Raw genomic sequence first — 23,943 nt, 5'->3', positions numbered from 1 at the left:
GTCAAGTGCGGTGGAAAATTTATCAATTTTTTCACCGCACTTACAGAGGAGATTATTGTTGTTCTGGCGTTAAGGTTTCTTCTAGGATTGGCGGTAATATTTCATCATTCAGCCAAGTCTTATCTCCCTCTTTTTTAATTTGAATGGTGTAATTATCGCCGTTTTCTTTTAAATAAGGATTAAGTTCTCCTTCAGGATAGAGCCAATCATTAATTAATGACCAAGAAATAGATTGTTTATCTTTCAATAAATTACCTTTAAATAATTTATTCGCGATAGAAAAATAAAGATCAAACTCTGTTTTCTGCCATTTTTCTAATAATAAGGTTGAGGTGGTTTTATCTTGTTGCTCTTCTAAAATGCCAGATTTTAGATTGAGTTTTCCTTCAAAAGGGGTAAGTGAGGTGGAAGGATAAGTATCTATTTCTCCACTTAATGTTGCGTTTTCAATATTAATAGCAATATTTTTAATTGGTTGATAAACGAGTAAGTCCGTATCCTCATCGGTATTAAGATATTTATCACAGGCAGCTTGATAAATAAGATTGCTACAAATATTAAGCGGAATCAGTGTTCCAACATTTGTTACGCTAAATGGAAGGCTAAATTTTCCATTTTTTAATTGAAATTGCTCTTTTTTATTAATGTAGCTTCCTAGTGTGAGTTCAATATTTTCATTATCTTGTTTTTCTTCAGATATAGCACCGCTTGCTCCGATCGTTATTTCTTTAAGTTCGATATTATCATCTAAAGTAAATTCATCTATTTTAAATAACGCTTGTTGTGATTGGTTGTAATCTTGTGCTAAGGTTTTTAAGGCAGAAATAAAGGTGTTTTTCTCTTTTTCTACTTGCTTAGCTTCTTGTTTCGTTTCTGGTGATTTGGCTTTGGAAAATAGTTGAATAGTTGATTTTAACAATGCTAGCTGCGTGGCAAGATTTACATTTTTATTGTTACCCTCAAATTGTATTCCTTTGATTTGAAAATGTTCATTTTCACCTTTGTTTTGACAAGATTTTAATGCAAGTGCATAGTTACTTTGTACTTGAGATAAGTCAGAAAAATTCCCTTTTAAGAAAGATGAGAAATTATCAAAAGAAACGCCCTGATCTTTTTCTTTATGTGCAAAGGTTAAGTTTTCAAAATTAAAACTAAGTTCACTTTCTTTATTTTGAAAGAGTAAATCTAAAGCTTGGTCGATAATTTCTACTGTATTGAGTTCATTTTTATTGTTGAGTAAATGCAATAATTTTACATAGCTAAGTTGATTGGGAATCTCTTTTTGTGAAGCATTAAGCGCAACATTTTTGAATTGAATCGTAGAATGTTTAGGGTTTTTATCTGTAATAGTTAGCCCATCAGCATTTATTTTAGCACTTAAGTTATAATTGCTACCAGCATCAGATTTATCTAAATTAAAATCTAATTTTTTTAATTTGATATTCGTGTTGTCCCCATTTAATAAATAGACATCCCCATCTTTAAGTTGAATGGAAATATTTTCAATATCATATTGATTATCATCAATAGGAATAAGTGTTGCATCAGCAATAAGATCGTGAATCTTTGAATTAGCATCATAATTAAAGCCAGACAAATGACTTTGCACGTCCATTAGATGGCTTTTAGGTTCAAAATTCAGATCAATAACAAGTGTTTGTGATTTATTGGCAAGATCGCGAAATTGTGTATGAATATTTGATTGGAAATAATCACCAATCACGGAAAATTTACTTGTGATATTGTTTTTATCAATAGTGACTTTAAAATTTTTATTTAATTCTTTTACAAAACTTGGGACAAGGGCTGAATCAGCAAGCACAGCAAAAGGCAGTGCGGTAAGTTTTGTTTGAATCATTTCACTTGATGTGTTGGTACTATCACCAGAGAGTTTGAAAATAAGTTCGCGACTGAAGAAATTTTTCTTTTTTTCAACCACGTCTAATTGAAATTTATTTTGCAATGAATAAGGGAATTTTTGCAGAATGTAATCAATTTTATGATTGGTGTAAATTTGTGCGCCTAAAGCTAATGTGGCAGCAATTAAGGATAATGAACCAACAATTTTTACTTTTTTATTCATAGACTTTCCTAACTTTAGGGATTGATTTTCTAAAAGTATAGCCGATTTATCGGCGAGCGATAAGAGCTTTGCTATGAATTTGTTTCATAAAATAATGAAATTTTTAAAATTGACACTACAGTGCTTTCCCATTATCTTATAGCCGTAAAGCAGTCTAAACGTATAAAAATGAAAAGGAAGAATGTATGAGCTATGCAAAAGAAATTGATACATTAAACAACCATTTATCAGGCATTAACGGCAACATCAACGTATCATTTGAATTTTTTCCGCCAAAAAATGAGAATATGGAAAAAATTTTATGGGATTCTATTCATCGTTTGAAAGTCTTAAAACCTAAGTTTGTTTCGGTAACTTATGGGGCAAATTCAGGCGAACGTGATCGTACTCATAGTGTCGTGAAGCATATTAAACAAGAAACGGGCTTAGAAGCCGCACCGCATCTGACTGGGATTGATGCCACCCCAGAAGAATTGAAACAAATTGCCCAAGATTATTGGGATAACGGCATTCGCCGTATTGTCGCATTGCGCGGTGATGAACCGGCAGGATACGATAAAAAACCTTTTTATGCCTCTGATTTAGTGGAATTATTACGTTCTGTGGCAGATTTTGATATTTCTGTGGCAGCCTATCCTGAAGTGCATCCTGAAGCAAAATCTGCACAAGCGGATTTAATCAATTTAAAACGTAAAATTGATGCGGGAGCGAACCACGTTATTACCCAATTTTTCTTTGATATTGACAGCTATTTACGTTTCCGTGATCGCTGTGCTTCTATCGGGATTGATGCCGAAATTGTTCCCGGAATCTTGCCAGTAACGAATTTTAAACAGCTACAAAAAATGGCAGCGATCACCAATGTGAAAATACCAGCTTGGTTGGCTAAAATGTATGAGGGATTAGATAATGATCCTACAACAAGAAACTTAGTGGCAGCCAGTGTAGCGATTGATATGGTACGCGTATTATCTCGAGAAGGCGTGAAAGATTTCCATTTCTATACCCTTAACCGCAGTGAACTTACTTACGCTATCTGTCATACCCTTGGTGTGCGTCCAGAGTAAACGTATTAAGCAGAAATGGGGGAAACCTCATTTTTGCTTCTTTATGGTATAAAATTCTCTTAAAAAGCACCGCACTTTATTTTTATACGATTTTTGCGATTTATGGCTAATTGTGTTATTTTTCTGCAAATTTTATTTAAAAGGAAAAGTAATGAAAAAATCAGTTTTATCCGTAGGATTGCTTGCTATTCTTGGTGGTGCTTGGTGCGGTGGTGCGTGGTACACAGGAAAAATCACCGAACAAAAATATATCGACTATATTCAATTTAGTAATCAACGTTTACAGCAATCTTTTGCTGACACAGGCTATTCTGTGCAAATTAAAGATGCCGTTTTAGATCGTGGCTTTTTTAGTTCAAATGTTCATTATCAGCTAGAAATAAAAGACGAAACCTTCAATGAAGTCATTCCTTTTGTGGGAAAAATTTATCACGGCCCTATCACCTTAAATGATTTTTCTTTTGCATTATTTTCTGCGGATACAGAAGTAGAAAAAACGCCAGAGACACAGGCTTATTTTGCAGATAATGGAAAAAATCCATTGAGAACAGTTGTAAGAATGAGTTATGGCCAAGCATTAAAAGGAAAAATTGACTCTGATGTTGTTTATAAGCTGGAAGAGAATGGCGAGATTAGTTGGAATATAACAGGTAAATTTAATTTAAATCAGGAAGGATATGGAAAATCTGAAATCAATGCAAGTAAGTTTTCTTTTCTTGATCCTAAAGGAGTACGCATTATTGCGGAAAATGTAGAGACTGAAGGCGACTTTTTACCAACACAATGGAAAAATATTTATCAAGGAAAATCCAAAGTTACTATTAAAAAAATTGCTGTAAATAAAGCCTCAGAAAAAGAAGAAATCACTTTTGATAACATTAACGCTGAAGGGAATGTTAAAGTTAAAGAGAATTTCTTAGATATGGACTTTGATTATGATGTTAAAAATATTTCCATAAATAATAAACCAATTACAGGATTGAAACTGGCGGGGGAAATCAACCATATTTCTGCTGACGCATTGAATCGGTTAAATGAGCTGAATGAAGATAATCGTGCTAATACTCAACTTTTTGAGCAAGTTCAAACAGAAATTTTGGCAAATCAGCCTGTGTTGAATATTACAAAACTTGAACTTTTTAATGATAAAGGTAAAGCATTAGACGGAAATCTAGAAATGGCTTTGAATAAAGATGCGCCGTCATTAATTGAAAGCAGTAAACTTTTCAAGGCATTTAATAAGTTTCAAATTAATGCCAAGTTAGAGAAAAAAGGTGTCGTTCAATTGGCTACAAACTTATCTGAGGTGTATGGTCATATTGAACCAGAGCAAGAAATTGAAAATACTATCCAGCATTATTTTTCTGATGCCGAACAGCATAATCTGCTAGTGATAAAAGAGAATAACGCCACGTTTAACCTCTTTTTGGATAAAGAAAAACAAAAACTCATTTTTAATCATCAAGAACTCTCGGAGAAAGAAGTTGTAATGACATTCTTCTTACTAATGATGAATATGCGTTAATTTAATGATAAAAGCCACTTGGGAAATGAAGTGGCTTTTTATTTTTCAATAAAAATAACTTATCAAATTTGAATAAATTCTATCTTAAGTAAAATTCTGCATTTTTCCCTTGACAGTATGTTGAAAGAACGTTAGAAAAATAACATCTTATTAACAAGTTAGGGGTGTTTTATGCTAACTTTTTCTTTAACCAGCGAACGTTCTCTTCTTTGTTCTTTACCGCCACCTGCGGAGTTAAAAAAACAACAACGTATTTGGCTTGTTGCGGAGCAAATGCGTCAGCATCCAGATATACAAGAAGTGGTGGTGGGAATGAATAACTTCACCTTGTTTTATCATTTTGACATAAATCCAACCGCACTTGAGCAACAAGTTTTGCACTATTGGCAACAAAGCGAGCAGCAAATTCAAGTCCGAGAAAGTCGATTAATTGAAATTCCTGTGCATTATGGTGGGGAATTTGGCGAAGATTTATTTGATGTTGCAAAATTTCATCACACCACACCAGAAGACATTATTCGACGCCACACAGCCCCTACTTATACGGTTTTTATGATGGGCTTTCAACCGGGATTTCCCTATTTAGGTGGCTTGCCTGAAAATCTTCATACGCCAAGACGCGATCAACCTAGAATCAAAGTTCCCGCTGGTTCAGTAGGTATTGGTGGTAGCCAAACAGGGGTTTATCCCTTTACTTCACCGGGAGGATGGCAATTACTTGGGCGAACAGAAATGCCATTATTTGATATTCGGCAAGATCCGCCCGTGTTATTAATGGCGGGGGATAACGTAAAATTTGTAGTGGAGAGTATAACGCTATGATTTACATTGAAACGATGTATGGATTTGCCCATATCCAAGATCTAGGGCGTTTTGGTTTTCGTAATTTTGGCATTGGACACGCAGGTGCAATGGACGCATTGGCATTACAGGCGGGTAATCTTTTACTGAAAAATGAGCCTAATAGTGCCGCCATTGAAGTAACCTTAGGTGGTTTTAGTCTTACTTTTGATTGCGATACGCCTTTTTGTTTAACGGGGGCGTTGTGCGAAGCCTTTCTTGATGACCAGCCGATTTATTCTTATTGGCGATACACCGCAAAAACACGTCAGCGTTTAACGGTCAAACGGCTCACAATGGGGAACTATCTTTATCTTTGTGTCGCTGGTGGTTTTAATGTGCCAAAAGTGCTAGGCGCTTACAGCACAGATCTCAAAGCAGGATTTGGTGGCTATCAAGGGCGCTTACTGCGTGCGGGAGATCACTTAGCAACAGCAAAACGTGATACTTTCCTTTCTTCCATCAGTATTGAACCGATTGATTTCACAAATAGCATTCATCTTGTTGCTTCATCAGAATTTACGGCGTTCACGGTGCAAAGTCAGCAAGATTTGCAACATCAACCTTGGCGATTAGAAAAAAATAGCAGTCGAATGGGGTACCGATTTCGTGGTGAGCAAAAACTCAATCTCACCCAACCGTTGGAAATGCTTTCTTACGCCGCACCAATGGGAACAGTGCAAGTACCGCCAGACGGAATGCCGATTATTTTAATGGCGGACACCCAAACTACGGGCGGTTATCCTAAAATTGCTTGTGTAATCGAGGCAGATTTGGGGCGTTTAGCGCAAACACCATTAGAAAGTGCGGTGCATTTTTCTGTCATTTCTCATCAAGAGGCACGGGAACGTTATCAACAAAATCAAGATTATTTAGCCCAAATAAGGAGAAAAGTAAATGAAACACGTTGATTTAAATGTGGATTTAGCAGAGGGCTGTGGTAATGATCAACGCTTATTACAGCTTGTAACATCAGCCAATGTCGCTTGCGGTTTACACGCAGGGGATTTTAACGAAATGCGAAAAGCGATTCGTTGGGCGAAAGAAAATCAAGTACAAGTCGGCGCACACCCAAGTTTTCCCGATCGGGAGAATTTCGGTCGCACGAATATGCAGCTGCCTGATGAAGTATTGAAAGCCTGTTTGCTGTATCAGCTTGGCGCAATTAAAGCGCTTTGCGAAGCGGAAGATGTGCCACTGACTTATGTTAAACCGCACGGTGCCTTGTATAACCAAGCAGCCAAAGACGAAGCACTGGCGACGTTGATTGCACAAACCTTAAAAGCTTTTGATCCCAAACTTAAATTAATGGGTTTATCGGGAAGTTTAATGTTGAATGTAGCAGCGCAACAAGGCTTAGGCATTATTTCAGAAGTGTTTGCCGATCGTCATTATCTTGCTGATGGTTCATTAGTGCCTCGTACTCGCCCAGATGCAATGGTAGAAAGTGATGATGAGGCGATTAGCCAAGTACTACAAATGGTGCTACAAGGTACCGTGCCTAGCATTGAGGGAGTCGCCGTGCCAATCAAAGCGGATAGTATTTGTTTGCACGGAGACGGTGAACACGCCATTTCTTTTGCCGAAAAAATTCGTCAGGCTTTAACAGAACACAACATTCAACTGAAATCAAATTAAACCTAAAACAAACGAATAACAACAATATACAGGAGTATTTTATGATAAAAAACCGCAGTGCATTATTAGGTGCCGCTTTTCTGATGGCAACTTCTGCGATTGGACCCGGCTTTTTAACTCAAACCGCAACTTTCACCCAAACTTTATTCGCGAGCTTCGGATTTGTGATTTTACTCTCTATTCTGCTTGATATTGGGGCGCAATTAAATATTTGGCGTATCGTTGCCGTCTCGGAGAAAAAAGCACAAGACATTGCTAATGCGGTCTTGCCGGGGGCAGGTTATTTCTTAGCAGTATTAATTGTAATGGGTGGCTTAGCATTTAATATTGGTAATGTCGGTGGCGCTGGCTTGGGGTTAAATATCCTGACAGGCTTGCCTGCGGAAACTGGCGCGATTATCAGTGGAGCAATTGCGGTTGGTATTTTTCTTTTTAAAGAAGCGGGAAAAATAATGGATCGCTTTGCACAAGTGATGGGCTTTGTGATGATCGCACTAACAATCTATGTTGCGCTTAATGCCCAACCACCAATTGCTGAGGCTGCGGTTCATACCTTTATGCCAGAAAAACTTGATGTGATTGCAATTGTCACTTTAGTTGGGGGAACGGTTGGAGGATATATCACTTTTGCTGGTGCGCATCGTTTACTTGATGCAGGGATAACGGGGAAAGACGCCTTAAAAGAAGTCAGTAAAAGTTCTGTTTCTGCCATTTTGATCGCATCAATTATGCGCGTGGTGTTATTCCTTGCTGTGTTAGGCGTGGTCTCGCAAGGTGTAAAACTTGATCCAGCTAACCCCGCCGCAACGCCTTTTTCTCACGTGGCAGGTAATCTGGGTTTAATTATTTTTGGTATCGTGATTTGGGCAGCGTCGATTACTTCTGTCATTGGGGCGGCTTACACCTCCGTTTCTTTCTTAACCACTTTCTCACCATTTATTGCTAAGCATAGAAATTGCTGGATTATTGTCTTTATTGTTATTTCTACCGCCGTGCTTGCAACTATCGGGAAACCTGCACAAGTGCTTGTTTTTGTTGGAACGTTAAATGGTTTAATTCTGCCAATCTCACTCGGATTAATTTTACTCGCAGCACATCGTAATAAAATTGTCGGAGACTACAAACACCCTGTTTGGATGACGGCAGCAGGCGCATTAGTGGTGATTTTGATGGCAGTATTAAGTGTAATGACCTTATCAAAATACATTGGCAACCTAATGGCGTGATGGCGACTTGAGCATACAAAAAGTGCGGTGAAAAATCACCGCACTTTTTTTGGGGCGTGATCGCGTTTAAAATTTTGCTTTCCAATAACCGAGCCACTCTTTTAGGGCTTGCATATTCGCAGGCATTGCACTGGCTTGGGGAATAAAGTGCATCAGGGTTAAGCCATAACTTTCAGGGGTAATGCCATTGCCTACGCTTGCAGGAAGAACACGAAATCCTTGTTTTTCAAATAAGAATTTTGCACGTTGCATATGCCATTGATTTGTTACCAAAATAATACGTTGAATATGCGCTTTTTCTAATAAAGTCCGCGTAAATTGTGCGTTTTGAATGGTTGTTTGTGCTTTTTCTTCTAGCCATTGCGTTGGGGTATGGAAAAAATCTTGTAGCTCTTTTGCCATAATTTTAGCCTCCGAATTACCATTTGGACTTGCACCAGTAATCAAAATAGGCAATTGGGTTTGTTGATGTAAATAAGCAGCATAACGTAAGCGTTCAAGAGGAATGGCAGGCACAGCAAGCGGACCAAATAATTCGTTACTATCTCGTAAGCCACCACCTAGCACGACGATTGCTTGTGCTGTTTTGTAATCGGCAAGGCTGAGTGGGGGTTCTTTAACTAGGCTATCTTGCAATTTTTGTGCGGTATAGGGAATACTGAACACATACAACATTGTAATGCCTAAAACACTGCAAATAAGGCTCAGTTTTTTGTATTGTTTTCTCGCAAAAAGTAAAGAAAAAATCCATAAAATCAAAACATTAAATGGCGGAAGAATGAGGGCTGTAATAAGTTTGGTGAGTAAATACATAAATAATGTTGAGTTGAACAATTTGCTGTTTAGCATAAAGGGCTTGTAATCTTTTGTAAAGATACTCAATCCTTTTGGAACTCTGGCGGATTCTGTTTTAAAATAGCCACTTTACGCTGATAAGCAGCTTTATAGGAAAGATGGTTAAACAATGAACGAGATTTTAGTTTCTCTGAAACAAGATTTAAAGCAAATCCTTGATGTGATCGTGGATAAAAATGATGTGTTGTATTTTGATTATCCGCTCCATCTAAATGTGGGGGATTTGCTCATTTATGCGGGAACAGAGGCGTTTTTTCAGGATTATCAAATTCATATTCGATTAAGACGTTGTTTACAAAGCTTCGATCTTGATGAAGTAAAAAAATATGTCAAGCCGACGACGACCTTAGTGTGCCACGGCGGTGGTAATTTTGGTGATCTTTACCCCGCAATTCAGGCAATGCGTGAGGCGTTGGTGCAAGCCTTTCCGAATAATCGCATTATTGTTATGCCACAAACCGCCTATTTTTCTCACCCGCAAGCAAAAGAAAAATCAGCAGCCATTTTTTTTGCGCATAAAGATTGTTATTTATTTGCACGTGATCAAGCCACTTATCAATTAATGAAAGCACAGTTTTCTGATAAGGTGTTTTTATCGCCTGATATGGCACATCAACTTTATGGTTCAACATTGTTGCAAAAGCAAAGTGCGGTGCAAAAATCGGCAGAAAAAACCTTATATTTTTTGCGTAAAGATATTGAAGCAAGCCATTTGGAAAAAAATATCCAAGCCGCATTGCCTACAAGTGCGGAAATAAAAGATTGGGAAGATATTCTTACCACTCAAGATAAATATTATGAACGTATTTGTAGCGGATTGGCGAAAATAGCCAATAAATATCATCAACCTTGGTTAAAAAATGTTGTTAATAATTTATGGTATCGCCATAGCTTGGCGGTAATTGAACGTTGCAAGGAGATTTTTCAAGGCTATGATTTAGTGGTAACAAGCCGATTACACGGGCATATTTTTTCTTGTTTGTTAGAACTCCCTAATGAAGTTTGTGATAATTCTTATGGTAAAAATTTAGGCTATTATCATCAATGGACGCAAGATATTGATTTTGTGAAAGTTTATGAAGAATAAATCCTTTACAAAACTGCTGATTACCACCTTCTTAACCACGGGACTCACAATGGTGAGTTCCTTTTTACTGGCTCGTTTGCTTGCAGTGGAAGAACGTGGTGCATTGCAGCTTTTTATTACTTCTGTTACCTATGTGGTTACGATTGCCACGGGGGGAGTAGGGTTTTCTCTTGCACTTTGTATGCGTAATAACCAATATCATCATTGGCGTTATTATTTTGCGGCTTTTTTATTATTTTCACTATTTGTATCCAGCCTTGCGCTTTTATTTTTTAATATTACATCATTTCATTATTTATTTATTTTAAATGTTGTTTTTACCGCTATTTTTACGATTACCCTAGAAAAAAGTAAAATTGATGCTAATTTATCTCTTTATCGCTTACTTTCTTTGCAACAGCCTATTTTAGCCGTAGGCCTATATGGCGGGTATTATTTTCTTTTTGGTCAGCAACATTTAGAAAAAGTGGCTCAACTCTTAACAATTTTAACATCAATACAGGCTTTATTTGCACTTTATGCCCTAAATAAAATAGAAAAGCAAGTTAAGCAAAAAATGGAAATACAAAAGATTATTCCAACTAATTTCTTTAAAAATTGGTTAAAACAAAACTTACTACAAGTTTTTGGTGCGACAACAGTGAATTTAGACCGATTTCTAATTGTCGCGTTAATGGGCAATTATACCCTAGGTTTATATACTGTTTGCATTGCTTTTGATGCTTTGCTAACTCGTATTATCAATATGATGGTGGATTATTATTATTCAGGTTTACTTAATAACCTAAATCGTATTCGTGCCGTGTTAGGGCTTATCATATTAATGGGAATTAGTGCAGTGATTATTGTGCCATTTTTAGCAGAGCCAATTATTCATTTATTTTTTGGTAATGCCTATGTTGAAGTTGCGCCTGTGTTATTATGGTTTATTATTAATTCATTATTAGCGGGGCTTTCTTGGCTGTTATCACAAAATATGCTAATTTTAGGTAAGCAAGTCTTATTATTTACCCGCCAAATTATTTCTATCCTTGTGTTAATTGGCTTATTTTTTATTTTCAAAGAGCAAGGGGTATATGGAGTGGCTTACGCGTTAATTGGCGCGAGTTTAGTGAGATTGATGATTTCACTGATTTACTATTATAAGTTCCCAATAAAAGTAATTAATTAAGTTGGATAAAATGAAAAAATTTCTTATTTCTTTAGATAAAGATCATCAACGCCGAGAACTGTTTTTTTCTCAGCCTGATACACAAGATTTTACGGTGTTTAGTGCCATTAATACGATGCAAGAAACGCCAGAAAATCTCACCGCACTTTATGATCAAGAAAAATTTTTACAACGCTATGGAAGAAACGTAACCAAAGGGGAAATTGGTTGTACATTAAGCCACTTGGCGGTATATGCTTTAATTGCCAAGGATACAAGCATTCAAGAAGATGAATATTGTTTAATTTGTGAAGATGATGCGTTGTTTAATCAAGATTTTCAATGTCATTTAACGGCATTGCTTAAAGAAAATATTCAGGCAGATATTATACTTATTGGACAATCAAAAATTGATCATTTCAATCATTCAGAATTAGAAATTAATTATCCAACCACCTTTTCCTTTTTACGTCATCGTATTTCTGGTACTGGGTTTTCTTATTCATATCCTTACCGTAATTATTTTGCCGGTACGGTCGCTTATTTAATTAAAAAATCTGCAGTAAAACCTTTCTTAGCAGAAGAAAAACCCTATTGGTTAGCCGATGATTATATTTTATTTGAAAATAAATTTTTTTTAGATACACAAGTTATTCGCCCTTTATTAGCCATTGAAAATCCAACATTAATGAGTAATTTAGAAGCGGTGCGTGGCAGTGCCAAACATTATTTTTGGCAAAAATTAATGAAATATCCATTGAAAAAATTACTTGCCATTAAGCGTAATCTAATAGGTGGAAAATAATGTCTGCGCTAGCTAATTTATTTTATCTTTATGATCCTTGGCTATTTCATTTTTTCCGAATGGCATTTTTTGTTGGCAGCATTACGCTTTTTTACTTGGCTTATCAGGTGTTAAAAAAGCAACGTTCACAAGGCATTTTTATTCCTTTAGATAGTTTAATCGCAATTATTACGTTAATTGCGTTAAGTGCAATTCCAATGTGGCTACACCAAACGAAAGATTATTCTGTTTTATTACAATACAGCAAAACCCTTATTTTGTTTATTTTTGCTATTGGAATTTATAATGTTTTTTATTTTAATAAGCAGGGGAAAGGCTTGCTTATTCGGGATTTAAAAATTGGTATTATTATTCAATGGATTGTTGGCATTACAGCATTAATAGGAATTGGGTTTATGGTAGAGTTGGCGATTTCAAGCCATATCCTACTGCCACGTTTTTATGGTTCAGAACAAGAATATCGTTTATATAATCTGACTTCATCGGCGTTCTTCCAATTAAGTGCTTTTTATCTATTTTTGTTACATTTCTTACTGGCTTACAACAAAGTGCAGAATAAATTAAGTGCGGTGTATTTATTTTTAATTTTATGTATTGGGCTTATTTCAGGAAGAACATTTTTATTGCTTTCAATGGTAAGCATTGCCATTTATTTTAAATGGAAATATCTTCCTGCTGTACTCTTATTTGGATTGCTCTGTTTAGGGTTGGCATTCTATTGCCCTGAAAATCCTTATGTCGCTCACGCATTAGAACCGTTAATTAATTTACTAAATCATCAAGGGCTGACTAGTTCATCAACAGATACATTAATGAAGCGCCATTTATTTATTCCCGAATTAAACCAATTTCTATGGGGTGATGGACAATATATTATGCCAAATGGAAAATATTATGGTCTGACAGACAGTGGTTTTTTACGCCAATTACTTTATGGTGGAATAGGGTATTTAGCCATTTGTTTTTTATTTACCGCCTATTTTGTGCGTAAAGTTGCATTAAATTGGTTTAATGGGAGCTGGCTATTTAGTTTATCTACATTATTGATATTTTCCGTATTAAATATTAAAGCGGATACTTATGCTTTCCCGGGAATAATGTTAGTGCTACTAATGTTCTTATCTTTATTTGGACAGCAAGGGAAAAATCTCTTCTTATTTAGAAAAGAAGGAAAACAAAATGTTTAGTATTATCGTGCCATCTTATAATCGGCAAGAGGAAATTCCAGCCTTATTAGAACATTTAATTCAGCAAACCGTGCATAATTTTGAGGTCATTATTGTTGATGATTGTTCTAAAGAAAAGGTGATTATCAAGAAAGATTATCCTTTTAAGGTAACCGTTATTCGTAATGAGCAAAATCAAGGGGCAGCAGAAAGCCGTAATATTGGGGCAAAAAATGCAACGCAAGATTGGCTATTATTTTTAGATGATGATGACCGTTTTGAAAAGCATAAATGTGAAATCTTAGGAAAAAAAATTGCAGAAAATCCAGTGATGAATTTTATTTATCATCCTGCAAAATGCGTAATGGTTAATGAAAAGTTTAGCTATGTTACGCATCCTTTGACACAGCAAAAAGATCTCAGTTTAGAAAATATGTTATTAGCCAATAAAATCGGTGGAATGCCGATGATAGGGATTAAAAAATCTTTCTTTTTCGCTTTAGATGGGCTTTCAACCCAATTAAAATCGTTGGAAGATTATGAATTTGTATTAAAAGTGATTTCATCACCCGAATTAAAACCGTGCTATGTCGATCACGCTTTAACTGAATGTACATTTCATACTCAACGTGCGAGCGTTTCAACGAATTTAATCAATACGGAACAAGCGATTGCATTTATTCAGAAAAATTATGTGAAAACGCCTATTCAGCAACAACGCTTTGCAATAAATTCACTTTATATGCTTGCTTATCCTTATATTATGAATTTATCACGCAAGGCGAGTATTTATTATTGGAAAATGTTTAAATTAAGCAAGAATATCAAACCATTGATTATTGCAATCATTATTTTTATTTCACCGAAATTAGCCATTCATTTGAAAAGGTTTATCTAATGAAATTTTCAGTTTTAATGTCCTTATATATAAAGGAAAACCCACAATACTTGCGTGAATGCTTAGAAAGTTTGCGCGCACAAACCTTGCCCGCAGACGAAATTGTTTTAGTGTTTGATGGCGCAGTCACGCCTGAGCTAGAAAGTGCGGTGCAAAAATTTGTGAATTTTTTACCGTTAAAATTAGTTAAATTACCTGTAAATCAAGGGTTAGGTAAAGCATTAAATGAGGGGTTACGGCATTGTACCAATGAATGGGTGTTGCGTATGGATACGGATGATATTTGTGATCCCCAGCGTTTTGAAAAACAAATCAATTTTATTAAGCAACATCCTGAAACCATTATTTTTGGAGGGCAAATTGCTGAATTTGGTACGGATATTCAAGACATTGTAAGCTATCGTAATGTCCCCACTGAGGCGAAAGAGATTGTTGATTTCACGAAAATGCGTAGCCCCTTTAACCATATGACCGTGGCCTACCAAAAAGCAGCGGTATTGGCTGCGGGAGGCTACCAAGATATTCAGGAAGATTATTATTTATGGATTAATTTGGTGGCGAAATATCCGCAAAATGTCGCTAACTTGCCTGATATTTTAGTTTATGCGCGTGTAGGGAATGGAATGGTGTCTCGTCGCCGAGGCTTAGCTCAAGCGAAATGTGAATGGAATTTATTTAAATTAAAACGGAAAGTTCAATTACAATCGCTTATTTCGGGATTTGTCGTTTTTTTATTACGGGTTTTACCACGTTTATTGCCTGTTTCATTATTGAAATTGGTATATAAATTTTTACGTAAATAATGTTTTATTTTTTAAGGAAAGCCAATGTTTAGCAAAAAGTTAATAGTGACTTCATTATTTTCAGCCGTTTTATTATCAGCCTGCTCAAGTAATGATTCCATTAAACCCGTGGGGGAAAATGCGCAATATAATAAGCCTCGTACATTAAATAATTTTGATGATTATGTACAGTTTTTAAAAGCCAAAGCCGCAGGGCAAGGAATTTCAAGTGCGGTGCTAAATGCACAACAAAATATTCAATATATTCCTAAAGCAGTGGCATTGGATAAACAACAAGCGGGGAAAGTAAAAAAACGTGATCCTAGTGCGCCAAAAGTGGTTAATCCTAATGGTGTAACCCGCTACCTTAATCGAGTGCTAACGGCAAATAAAGTGAACATTGCGGAAGAACGTTATTGGCAACAGTTACCACAATTAGAAAGTGCGAGTAAAAAATTTGGCGTACAAAAAGAATATTTAATGGCACTGTGGGGAATGGAAAGTAGTTTCGGTTATTATCAAGGCTATTATGATGTGCTTTCCGTATTAGCAACCCTTGCTTTTGATGGACGCCGTGAGCCATTATTCAGTAAAGAATTTATTGCGGCAATGAAAATGTTAGAACGTGATCATATTCAACGCCATAAAATGAAAGGCTCGTGGGCAGGCGCAATGGGACAAACACAATTTATGCCAAGTTCTTACCTTAGCTATGCCGCAGATGGCAATGGTGATGGTGAAAAAGACATCTGGAAAAACCATTATGATGTCTTTGCTTCTATCGCCCGTTATTTACATACGGTGGGTTGGGACGACAAATTACCTTGGGGCGTAGAAGTACGCTTAAATCACTATATTAGCCCAAATTTAACAGGCATTGAAACGCACAAAGCGCGTTCATTACAAGATTGGCAAGCTCAAGGCGTTGAACTCAAATCCTTCAATTTAGAAAGTACGCAAAATCTCACCGCACTTTCTCATACAACCTTATGGCTGGTGCAACCAGATGGTGAAAATGGACGTACTTTCTTAGTTTCAAACAATTTCCGCACCTTGCTTGACTGGAATCGTTCTAATTATTTTGCGGTAAGTATAGGAATGTTTGCCGATCGTATTCGGGCGAAAGTGGGGGGATAAGGTCAGTATTTTCCCTTCTTTTTCTAAGAAGGGAAAATTTTATCCTTTCATTGCCTTAATATGCGATTTTAAAGTCTGCTCAATTTCATAAATCCAATCTAATTCAAATTGGGTGAAACCTGCTTGAATACGGGCATCTGTGTTGATTGCACCTTTAAAAATCACAATACGATATTTACGCAATAAATCGCTGAAACATTGCATTGCATCCAGTCCTCGTTTGGCAGAAAGGGCGTGATACCAATGGTTACCAATAGCAACGTGACCAATTTCATCACGCAAAATAACATCGAGAATTTTCACCGCATCAAAATCTTTGCGTTGTGCGATTTTTTCTTGCATCACTGGTGTGGCGTCTAAGCCTCTTGCTTCCAAAACACGCGGTACTAATGCCATTCGTTCCCAAATATCGTGTGCGGTAGCCTGTGCCATTTCCCATAATCCCGCGTGTGCTTCAAAATCGCCATATTCATAACCTAAGGTTTTTAAATGATTGTTTACTAAAGTAAAATGCGTGCTTTCTTCATAAGCAACGCGTAACCAATCACGAGTAAAAGCCAACCCTTCGCCTAATTCTTTTTCCGCTTCACGGGCAAAACGCCACGCTGCATCTAAGCCTAAGTTAATCGCATTAAATTCAATATGAGCAATAGCGTGTAATGTCGCTGCATAGCCTTCTTGTGTGGCAAAAGAACGTTTTGGCACAGCGTGTGGTGCAACCAATTTGGGTTTATCCGGAAACGTAGCCATTTCTTGATCTTTTTTTACCACGGGGAAATCCGCCAATTCCGCTTGTTCAATGCGAGGTAACAGTTCGCTATATAAGGCGTTTACTTGTTCACATTTTTTCGCAGGATCTTTTTCTTGCAAGGCTTGTGTAACCTGTTCCCAAAGTTGTGTGATTAAAAGTGCGGTCATTTTTTTCCTTATTTTTCACTAAATCGAATTAAACCTTCTTGTTGAGTGGTGGCAATTAAACGCCCTTGGCGATCGAAAATTTGCCCACGAGATAAGCCTCTTGCGCCGAAGGCGTTAGGGCTTTCAATGGCATAAAGTAGCCAATCATTAAGATCACCGGCACGATGAAACCAAATAGAATGATCAATGGTTGCCAATTTCATTCCTGCTTCTAAAAAGCCTTTTTGATGTGGGTGAAGGGCAGTGAGCAATGGATGAAAATCAGAGAAATACGCCAATAAGCATTGCTGAATAGCGCGATCTTGTGGGACTTCACCGTTCGCTTTCACCCAAACATATTGTTCGGGTGGCAACACCTTGCCTTGAAAAGGATTATTGATGTATTTGCTACGAATATCAAAAGGCCGGTCGGCAGTAAATTTCTCACGAATTGGCTCAGGAATATATTGTACCAGTTTTTGCAACGCCACATTTTCAGCAAGAAAGCTATCTGGCTCACCCACATTTGGCATTGTCGTTTGATGATCAAAGCCATTTTCCTCCATTTGGAATGAGGCAGTAATATGGCAAATCGCTTGATTATGCTGAACGGCCTTCACTTGCATTGCCGTGAAATGATGTCCTTCGCGCAGCACTTCCACATCGTAAATGATTGGGTAGAGGCTATCCCCGGGCGCGAGGAAATAAGCGTGGCAAGAATGTAATAGACGATCTTTTGGTGCAACTTGAATTGCCGCAGAAAGTGCTTGTGCTACCACCTGCCCACCAAATACTTGACGTAAACCTAAATCTTGGCTTTGTCCACGAAAGAGAAAATCATCAAATCGCTCCAATTTGAGCAAGTCAATAAGTTGGTTGAGTACCACAGACATTTTATTCACCTTTTTATAAAAAATAGTGCGGTGTATTTTACGGGAATTTTTTCTTAACGCTAAGAGTCTTTTTCCTTATTTTCTGGCATTATTTAATGTTTTTTAACTGTTACTGTGGTATATTTCGCCAAATTTATTTTACGCGTTTAGGTAAAACCAAATTATTATTTAATTCGCTTAGGAAGAGTGTTTATGAAAAAGTCGGTATTCCCTTTGAAAAAGGTTCAAGTTTTATTTTTATCGTTAGTGGCAGGAAGTACGTGGGCTGATTCCTCTCAGTTACAAGGTGTTATTCGCAAAGCCTTTGAAAAAGATCCTAAAGTATTAGCAGCACAAGCCAATCAAAAAATTGCTAATTCTAAAGTAAAGCAGGCACAAGCAGGGCATCAACCAAGATTGTCTGTATTTGCTCAGCAAAATATGCATCAAAACCATCGTTATACGGAAAATAAGTCATCTAAATTTACGCCAGGGGCGCAGCTTTCATTGAATCTTTATTCTTTTGGGGCGGTTGAAAAGCGTGTAAAACAGACGGAAAAAGCAGAGCAGACTTATCGTTATAAAATTGATGAAACCCAAGAAACGTTAGGTTATACCATTACTGAATTATACCTAATGGCATTACGTGCCTCAGAAACATTGAATGTGCTAAGACAAAGTTTAGTGCGTATTGATAATATATTAAATGATATTGATGTAATCGCCGATTATGATGAAGGACGCCGTTCGGAATTTGTACAAGCTCAAGCAAGAAAATATGCTATTGAGCAGCAAATTAATAGCACCGAAAGAGAATTAAAAACAATGGCGGATAAATTGAAACGCTATTCAGGTCGTTCTATTGATATTAAAAAAATTTCCGATCCTTTTAATGGATTAAACACGGAAAAACTTGTTGCAAAGTATTCCTCAGATAAAAATATTCATCCAACTATTCAAGTTTCCAATTCTGAAATTGAAGATGCTAATGCAGAATTAGAAGCAAGAAAAGCAGAGCGTTTGCCAAAATTAGACCTTATTGGTCAGGCAACGCGTGATGATCAAGTCGTTTATCTGAATATGTCTTGGGATGTGTATAACCCAGAAAGTGCTTACCAAGTGCAAGAGCGAGCAGAGCGTTTGTTGCTAGCGGAAAGTAATTTAGAACAAGCAAACCTTGATATTGAAGAGCGTAAATCGTTAGCTTTATTGAATTTATCAGAATATCAAACTCATATTAAGACGTTGAATAATCAGATTAAAACACAAGAGGAAGTCATAGAGTTCTATAAGTTGCAGTTTTTAATTGCTAAAAGAACTTTGCTCGAATTGTTGAATGCAGAAAATGAATTGCTTTCCGCACAGTTAAGCAAAGTGAATTCTGAATACCAATTACGTCATTCTGTATTAGATTATCTTTCTTCTCAAGGTACATTGAGAAAATGGGTTAATGGAAAATAATTAAATGAAACATATTATTGAACATCTAGCGCTGGCAACTCAATTATTAGGTTCGCCACTATCCGTGGCAACATTAAGTGCGCATACCATTCGCAAAAGCGGTAATAGTGCGGATTTTTCAGCACTTTGTGAATATTTAAGAAGTGAAGGCTTTGATAATAGTATTTCAGAAAGACCGCTAAATGAAATTCCGTCATTAGCTATGCCAGTCGTCATTTTGTTGAAAAATGAAGAGGCAGCAGTATTAGTTGAAATTAAGGAAAATAAGGACGGAAAACGATACTATCGTTTAGCTCAAGAAAGTGGATTATTTGTAGATTTAGCAGAAAAAGATCTGAATGCGAAATATTTAGGTTACTGCTGGTTTATCAAACCAAAATTGGCTCAGGATACACGTTCTGAGCTGCCAGAGTATGAGCTACCAAAATCTTGGTTTTTCCGCATTATCTGGCGGTTTAAAAAATATTACTATCAAGTGATTGCTGCTACCTTTATGATAAATATTTTGGCGTTGATCAGTTCACTTTATGTAATGAATGTTTATGATCGCGTTATTCCGAATCAAGCTTATGAAACTCTTTGGGTGCTAAGTATTGGTGTATTTTTAGCGATTTCTTTTGAGTTTTTAGCAAAAACCTTACGAGGGCATTTAACAGATATTGCGGGGAAAAAAGCCGATCTTATTATTAGCTCGATGCTATTTAGGCGAGTAATGTCGCTAAAAATGCAAGATCGTCCAGCTTCTTCGGGATCTTATGCAAATAACTTGCGTGACTTTGAGTCTGTTCGTGAGTTTTTAACCAGTGCCAGTTTGCTGACCTTGGTTGATTTACCTTTCTTATTATTATTTATTACTGTTATTTTCTTGATTGGTGGGAAATTGGCAATCGTTCCAAGTATTTTAATTCCACTTGTTATTCTGATAGGGGTGCTTGCTCAGTTCCCATTGTCAAAAGCGATCAATGAGTCAATGCGTGAATCTTCACAGCGTCAAGGTTTGGCAGTAGAAGCAATTGAAGGGATTGAAACGCTGAAAAATAACAACGCAATGTTATGGGCGCAGAAGCGTTGGGATTTCTTTACTGCGAAAAGCTCTTATTCTTCAATAAAAGTAAAAGATATTAGTAACTTCGTAGTCAATCTTGTTACTGCATTACAGCAATTAAATACAGTATTTTTGGTATTGTATGGTACTTATCTCATTCATGCAGAAGAGGTGTCTTCACGTATTACAATGGGGGCATTAATTGCAGCGGTTATTTTATCGGGACGTGCTTTAGCACCATTGGGGCAAATTGCAGGTTTAGCTATTCGCTTTCAACAGGCTTGGGTTGCCTTGAAGGGGGTTGATGCAATTATCCAACGTCCTATTGAAAAATCTTCAGATCGTGATTACGTTAGCTTAAAACAAGTTAAGGGAGAATTAAATTTCACTAATGTGGCGTTCCAATATAGTGATGAAGATGCCCCTGTACTGAAAAACTTTAACTTACGGGTTCAACCAGGTGAAAAAGTGGCAATTTTAGGAAGAATTGGTAGTGGAAAATCCACCGCACTTAAATTAGCGGTAAACCAATATCGTCCAACTGAAGGAAGTATTACCTTGGATAATATTAACTTACAACAGCTTGATCCTTATTATCTGCGTAATCAAGTATTATTACTAGAACAAAACCCGCGTCTATTTTTGGGGACATTACGTGATAATTTAGATATTGCTCGTACAGATAGTTATCCTTCAGATCAAACTTTATTATTGGCATTACAGCGTTTAGGTTTGATGAATTTTATTCGTAGTCATCCTCGTGGTTTAGATATGCCGCTAGGCGAAAATGGACAGGGCTTATCTGGTGGACAACGTCAAGCTATTGCTTTGGCGCGAATGATGTTAAAAGATCCAAAAGTTGTCTTATTAGATGAACCAACACACAGCTTCGATCAACAATATGAATTACAAGCCTTGAATGCTATCGCACAATGGGCAGCGAATCGTACTTTAGTGGTGGTTACGCACCGTTTGTCTGCATTACGTTTGGTAAACAGAGTTGTCGTTGTTGAAAGCGGTAAAATTGTGATGGATGGTCCTAGAGATGCGGTCTTAAAAAAACTGAGTGAGCAAAATAATCCACAAGCTCAAAATTCTCAAGCAGTAACGAAAAATGGAGAGTAGAGAGAGTAAATGAAAAATAACAAAGAAAGTATTGTAAATAGCAAAGATTTACATTTATTGACTGATTTACACGCAGCAATGCAGGAAGAAAAGCATCAGAAAACCTTTGCTATTTTATGGTTACTAGGCGCTTTCCTACTTGTTTTTCTTATTTGGGCGTATTTTAGTAAATTAGAAGAAGTAACAAGAGGGCAGGGAAGTATTATTCCTAGTAGCCGCGAGCAAATTATCCAAAGTTTAGATCCCGGAATTTTGAGTGAAATGCTTGTAAAGGAAGGGCAACAAGTGGAAAAAGGACAAGTTTTACTAAAACTTGACGATACGAGAAGTTCCGCCGTGTTACGTGAAATTCAAGCTAAAGTGGATAATCTTGAGGCAATTTCTATTCGCTTAAAAGCAGAAATTGAAGGGAAAAATCCTACATTTCCTGAAAAGCTTCCTTCCGATATTGTCAAACGTGAGGAGGGCGTTTATAAAGCGAAAAGAGAAGCGCTTTTTGCCGCAATTAAAAGTTTAAAAGAAAGCAAGAGACTTCTTGATTCTGAAATTAACATTACAGAGCCGATGGTAAAGAAAGGGGCGGTATCTCAAGTGGAATTATTGAGAATGAAACGTTCATCATCAGAGCTTAAATTGCAAATTTCAGAACGCGAGCATAAGTATATTAATGATGCTAATGCAGAGCTTGCGAGAGTACAAGGTGAATTGGATCAAGCAAAAGAAAACCTTGCAATGCGAGCGGATCCTGTTGAGCGTGCGCTTATTCGAGCTCCATTAAAAGGCGTCATCAAAAATATCAAAGTGAATACGATCGGGGGAGTTATTTCAGCAGGTCAAGATATTATGGAAATTGTGCCTATCGAAGAAAAATTGCTGGTGGAGGCTTATATTAATCCAAAAGATGTTGCTTATGTACATCCCGGAATGAAAGCGGTAGTGCGGTTAACAGCCTATGATTATGCTATTTATGGTGGGCTAGATGGCGTGGTTACTTTACTTAGTCCCGGTACGTTACAAGATAAACGTGCAGGTGATGAGTTAAAGCTTAATCCTAATGCTTCATTTTATCGCGTTTTGATTGAAACAGATGGTAGCCATCTTACAGATAAAACTGGAAATACATTACCAGTTCTTCCCGGAATGGTTGCCACTGTTGATATTAAAACCGGTGAAAAAACAGTGTTTGAATATTTGACAAAGCCGATAACAAGAATGAAGCAAGCATTACAAGAGCGGTGATAAAAGTTATACATTTTTTGAGTGTTTTATCTACTTTTTGGTAGCGTATCATTCTCTTTCGTGAGAAAATGGTAAACTGTTGTATCTTTTCCATCCAATTATCAATGGAATGGTTATCTTTTCATCTAGAGGAAATTTTATGAAGCTAAAACAAGTTTTTGTTTTGGGGATGGTTTCTGGCATCGTTGCCTGTTCAGGTCAAACGAATACAGCATCTTCATTAGAGCATTGGAATAATGTAGAAAATATTCCATTTGCAGTTCCGTCATTAAAAGAAAATCAAGCGGTTGTAGTATTTTATCGTGAGAATGATTCTTCTAATTCAGCAGCGAATATTTTTATTGATGGAGATTATCAAAGTTCTTTATCTCACAATACTTATTCCGCATCAACGATATGTGCAAATAAACATTCTTTTACATCTTCATTAAGTAACTCAAATGGATATTGGAATCGAGATAAAGGAGAAACTTATATCCTGCCATCTCATTCTGTAACCTATCTCAAAATCGGTATATCTAAAAACCAACTTCCAATTCTTCGAGAAGTTCCCGCAGAAGTTGCTAAAGAGGAACTAAAAAATCTTTCATTGTCTACAAATACGATTTCTCGCGTTGTTTCAGTAGCAAATTGTAATGAGTTTATTGTAGATAATATGCAAATTAAAGCGAGTGCATTATTCCCTATTAATAAATCAGGGTATAAAGATATTCAACCTAAAGGTAAAAATGATATTAAGGATTTTGCTCAAAAAACCAAATCCTTTGATTCTAATCAAATTACAAAAATTGTCGTAGAAGGTCATACTGATCCAGATGGTTCAGATAGCTATAACCTCAAGTTATCTCAAAAACGAGCAAATACTGTTCGCCAGCTCTTATTAAAAGAGGGCATAGCTCTACCTATTGAAGCTATTGGATATGGAGAAAAAGAGCTAAAAGTTGCCAATTGTCGTGCTACAACTTCTTCAACATCAGAAAGAATTCGTTGCAACCAACCGAATCGTCGTGTTGAGATTTCAGTTCTAGGCAAGAGTAAAGATTAA

General features: G+C 36.6%; 21 protein-coding genes. 17 read left to right on the top strand and 4 right to left on the bottom strand.

All coding sequences use genetic code 11. The features are described from left to right. Window positions 1–52: 52 nt before the first annotated feature. Window positions 53–2,083 (bottom strand): hypothetical protein, encoded by a 2,031-nt coding sequence (locus L4F92_RS07135; RefSeq protein WP_250363205.1) that lies wholly within the window; start codon window positions 2,081–2,083, stop codon window positions 53–55. 185 nt (window positions 2,084–2,268) lie between these two features. Between L4F92_RS07135 and metF the strand changes: the two genes are divergently transcribed. From metF to L4F92_RS07105, 6 genes are all read left to right on the top strand, one after another. Beyond that, window positions 2,269–3,150, top strand: a complete 882-nt coding sequence (metF, locus tag L4F92_RS07130) for a methylenetetrahydrofolate reductase (protein WP_250363204.1) — start codon at window positions 2,269–2,271, stop codon at window positions 3,148–3,150. Between the two features lie 151 nt (window positions 3,151–3,301). Further along, window positions 3,302–4,675, top strand: a complete 1,374-nt coding sequence (locus tag L4F92_RS07125; protein WP_250363203.1) for a YdgA family protein — start codon at window positions 3,302–3,304, stop codon at window positions 4,673–4,675. A 171-nt stretch (window positions 4,676–4,846) separates the two neighbouring features. After that, window positions 4,847–5,497, top strand: coding sequence for a 5-oxoprolinase subunit PxpB (gene pxpB / locus L4F92_RS07120; protein ID WP_250363202.1), 651 nt, complete (start codon window positions 4,847–4,849; stop codon window positions 5,495–5,497). Then, window positions 5,494–6,426 carry a biotin-dependent carboxyltransferase family protein gene (locus tag L4F92_RS07115; RefSeq protein ID WP_250363201.1) on the top strand — a complete coding sequence of 311 codons (933 nt, stop codon included), beginning with the start codon at window positions 5,494–5,496 and terminating at the stop codon, window positions 6,424–6,426. The genes pxpB and L4F92_RS07115 overlap by 4 nt, the downstream gene beginning before the upstream one ends. Then, complete coding sequence (pxpA, locus tag L4F92_RS07110) at window positions 6,413–7,153, top strand: 5-oxoprolinase subunit PxpA (protein ID WP_250363200.1); 741 nt, start codon at window positions 6,413–6,415, stop codon at window positions 7,151–7,153. Before L4F92_RS07115 ends, pxpA begins: the two co-directional genes overlap by 14 nt. Before the next feature lie 41 nt (window positions 7,154–7,194). Continuing rightward, entirely contained in the window at window positions 7,195–8,379 is a 1,185-nt protein-coding gene (locus L4F92_RS07105; protein ID WP_250363199.1) for an NRAMP family divalent metal transporter, read from the top strand. Window positions 8,380–8,445: 66 nt separating this feature from the next. On the opposite strand, the gene L4F92_RS07100 is transcribed toward L4F92_RS07105, so the two are convergent. Further along, window positions 8,446–9,192, bottom strand: coding sequence for a YdcF family protein (locus tag L4F92_RS07100; protein ID WP_250364576.1), 747 nt, complete (start codon window positions 9,190–9,192; stop codon window positions 8,446–8,448). A gap of 151 nt (window positions 9,193–9,343) precedes the next feature. Here L4F92_RS07100 and L4F92_RS07095 point away from each other — a divergent pair, with 151 nt between their 5' ends. From L4F92_RS07095 to L4F92_RS07065, 7 genes are read left to right on the top strand one after another with little or no spacing between them, the layout of a single operon-like run. After that, window positions 9,344–10,321, top strand: coding sequence for a polysaccharide pyruvyl transferase family protein (locus L4F92_RS07095; RefSeq protein WP_250363198.1), 978 nt, complete (start codon window positions 9,344–9,346; stop codon window positions 10,319–10,321). Further along, a complete protein-coding gene (locus L4F92_RS07090) occupies window positions 10,311–11,492 on the top strand; it encodes a lipopolysaccharide biosynthesis protein (protein ID WP_250363197.1) in 1,182 nt (393 codons plus the stop codon). The genes L4F92_RS07095 and L4F92_RS07090 overlap by 11 nt, the downstream gene beginning before the upstream one ends. Window positions 11,493–11,502: 10 nt before the next feature. Next, window positions 11,503–12,276 carry a glycosyltransferase family 25 protein gene (locus tag L4F92_RS07085; RefSeq protein ID WP_250363196.1) on the top strand — a complete coding sequence of 258 codons (774 nt, stop codon included), beginning with the start codon at window positions 11,503–11,505 and terminating at the stop codon, window positions 12,274–12,276. After that, the gene (locus L4F92_RS07080; protein ID WP_250363195.1) at window positions 12,276–13,463 is read left to right on the top strand and encodes a hypothetical protein; all 1,188 of its coding nucleotides are present in this window, start codon (window positions 12,276–12,278) and stop codon (window positions 13,461–13,463) included. The genes L4F92_RS07085 and L4F92_RS07080 overlap by 1 nt, the downstream gene beginning before the upstream one ends. Then, window positions 13,456–14,340, top strand: coding sequence for a glycosyltransferase family 2 protein (locus L4F92_RS07075; RefSeq protein WP_250363194.1), 885 nt, complete (start codon window positions 13,456–13,458; stop codon window positions 14,338–14,340). The genes L4F92_RS07080 and L4F92_RS07075 overlap by 8 nt, the downstream gene beginning before the upstream one ends. Further along, complete coding sequence (locus L4F92_RS07070; RefSeq protein ID WP_250363193.1) at window positions 14,340–15,143, top strand: glycosyltransferase family 2 protein; 804 nt, start codon at window positions 14,340–14,342, stop codon at window positions 15,141–15,143. The genes L4F92_RS07075 and L4F92_RS07070 overlap by 1 nt, the downstream gene beginning before the upstream one ends. A gap of 24 nt (window positions 15,144–15,167) precedes the next feature. Continuing rightward, the gene (locus tag L4F92_RS07065; protein ID WP_250363192.1) at window positions 15,168–16,259 is read left to right on the top strand and encodes a lytic murein transglycosylase; all 1,092 of its coding nucleotides are present in this window, start codon (window positions 15,168–15,170) and stop codon (window positions 16,257–16,259) included. Window positions 16,260–16,298: 39 nt separating this feature from the next. Here L4F92_RS07065 and L4F92_RS07060 read toward each other — a convergent pair whose 3' ends face one another. Beyond that, complete coding sequence (locus L4F92_RS07060; RefSeq protein ID WP_250363191.1) at window positions 16,299–17,177, bottom strand: ferritin-like domain-containing protein; 879 nt, start codon at window positions 17,175–17,177, stop codon at window positions 16,299–16,301. 8 nt (window positions 17,178–17,185) lie between these two features. Then, window positions 17,186–18,049: an acyl-CoA thioesterase II gene (gene tesB / locus L4F92_RS07055; protein ID WP_250363190.1), complete on the bottom strand. Its 864-nt coding sequence runs from the start codon at window positions 18,047–18,049 to the stop codon at window positions 17,186–17,188. A gap of 192 nt (window positions 18,050–18,241) precedes the next feature. On the opposite strand from tesB, the gene L4F92_RS07050 reads away from it, so the two are divergent. From L4F92_RS07050 to L4F92_RS07035, 4 genes are all read left to right on the top strand, one after another. After that, complete coding sequence (locus L4F92_RS07050; protein WP_250363189.1) at window positions 18,242–19,489, top strand: TolC family protein; 1,248 nt, start codon at window positions 18,242–18,244, stop codon at window positions 19,487–19,489. A gap of 4 nt (window positions 19,490–19,493) precedes the next feature. Further along, window positions 19,494–21,659: a type I secretion system permease/ATPase gene (locus L4F92_RS07045; RefSeq protein ID WP_250363188.1), complete on the top strand. Its 2,166-nt coding sequence runs from the start codon at window positions 19,494–19,496 to the stop codon at window positions 21,657–21,659. 9 nt (window positions 21,660–21,668) lie between these two features. Then, window positions 21,669–22,898, top strand: a complete 1,230-nt coding sequence (locus L4F92_RS07040; RefSeq protein ID WP_250363187.1) for an HlyD family type I secretion periplasmic adaptor subunit — start codon at window positions 21,669–21,671, stop codon at window positions 22,896–22,898. Window positions 22,899–23,037: 139 nt separating this feature from the next. Then, a complete protein-coding gene (locus L4F92_RS07035) occupies window positions 23,038–23,943 on the top strand; it encodes an OmpA family protein (RefSeq protein WP_250363186.1) in 906 nt (301 codons plus the stop codon).

This window comes from Avibacterium sp. 21-595, assembly GCF_023611905.1.
GTDB lineage: Bacteria > Pseudomonadota > Gammaproteobacteria > Enterobacterales > Pasteurellaceae > Avibacterium.
Note: the sequence above shows the minus strand (reverse complement) of the source record. Positions and strands in the feature narration are given on the sequence as shown.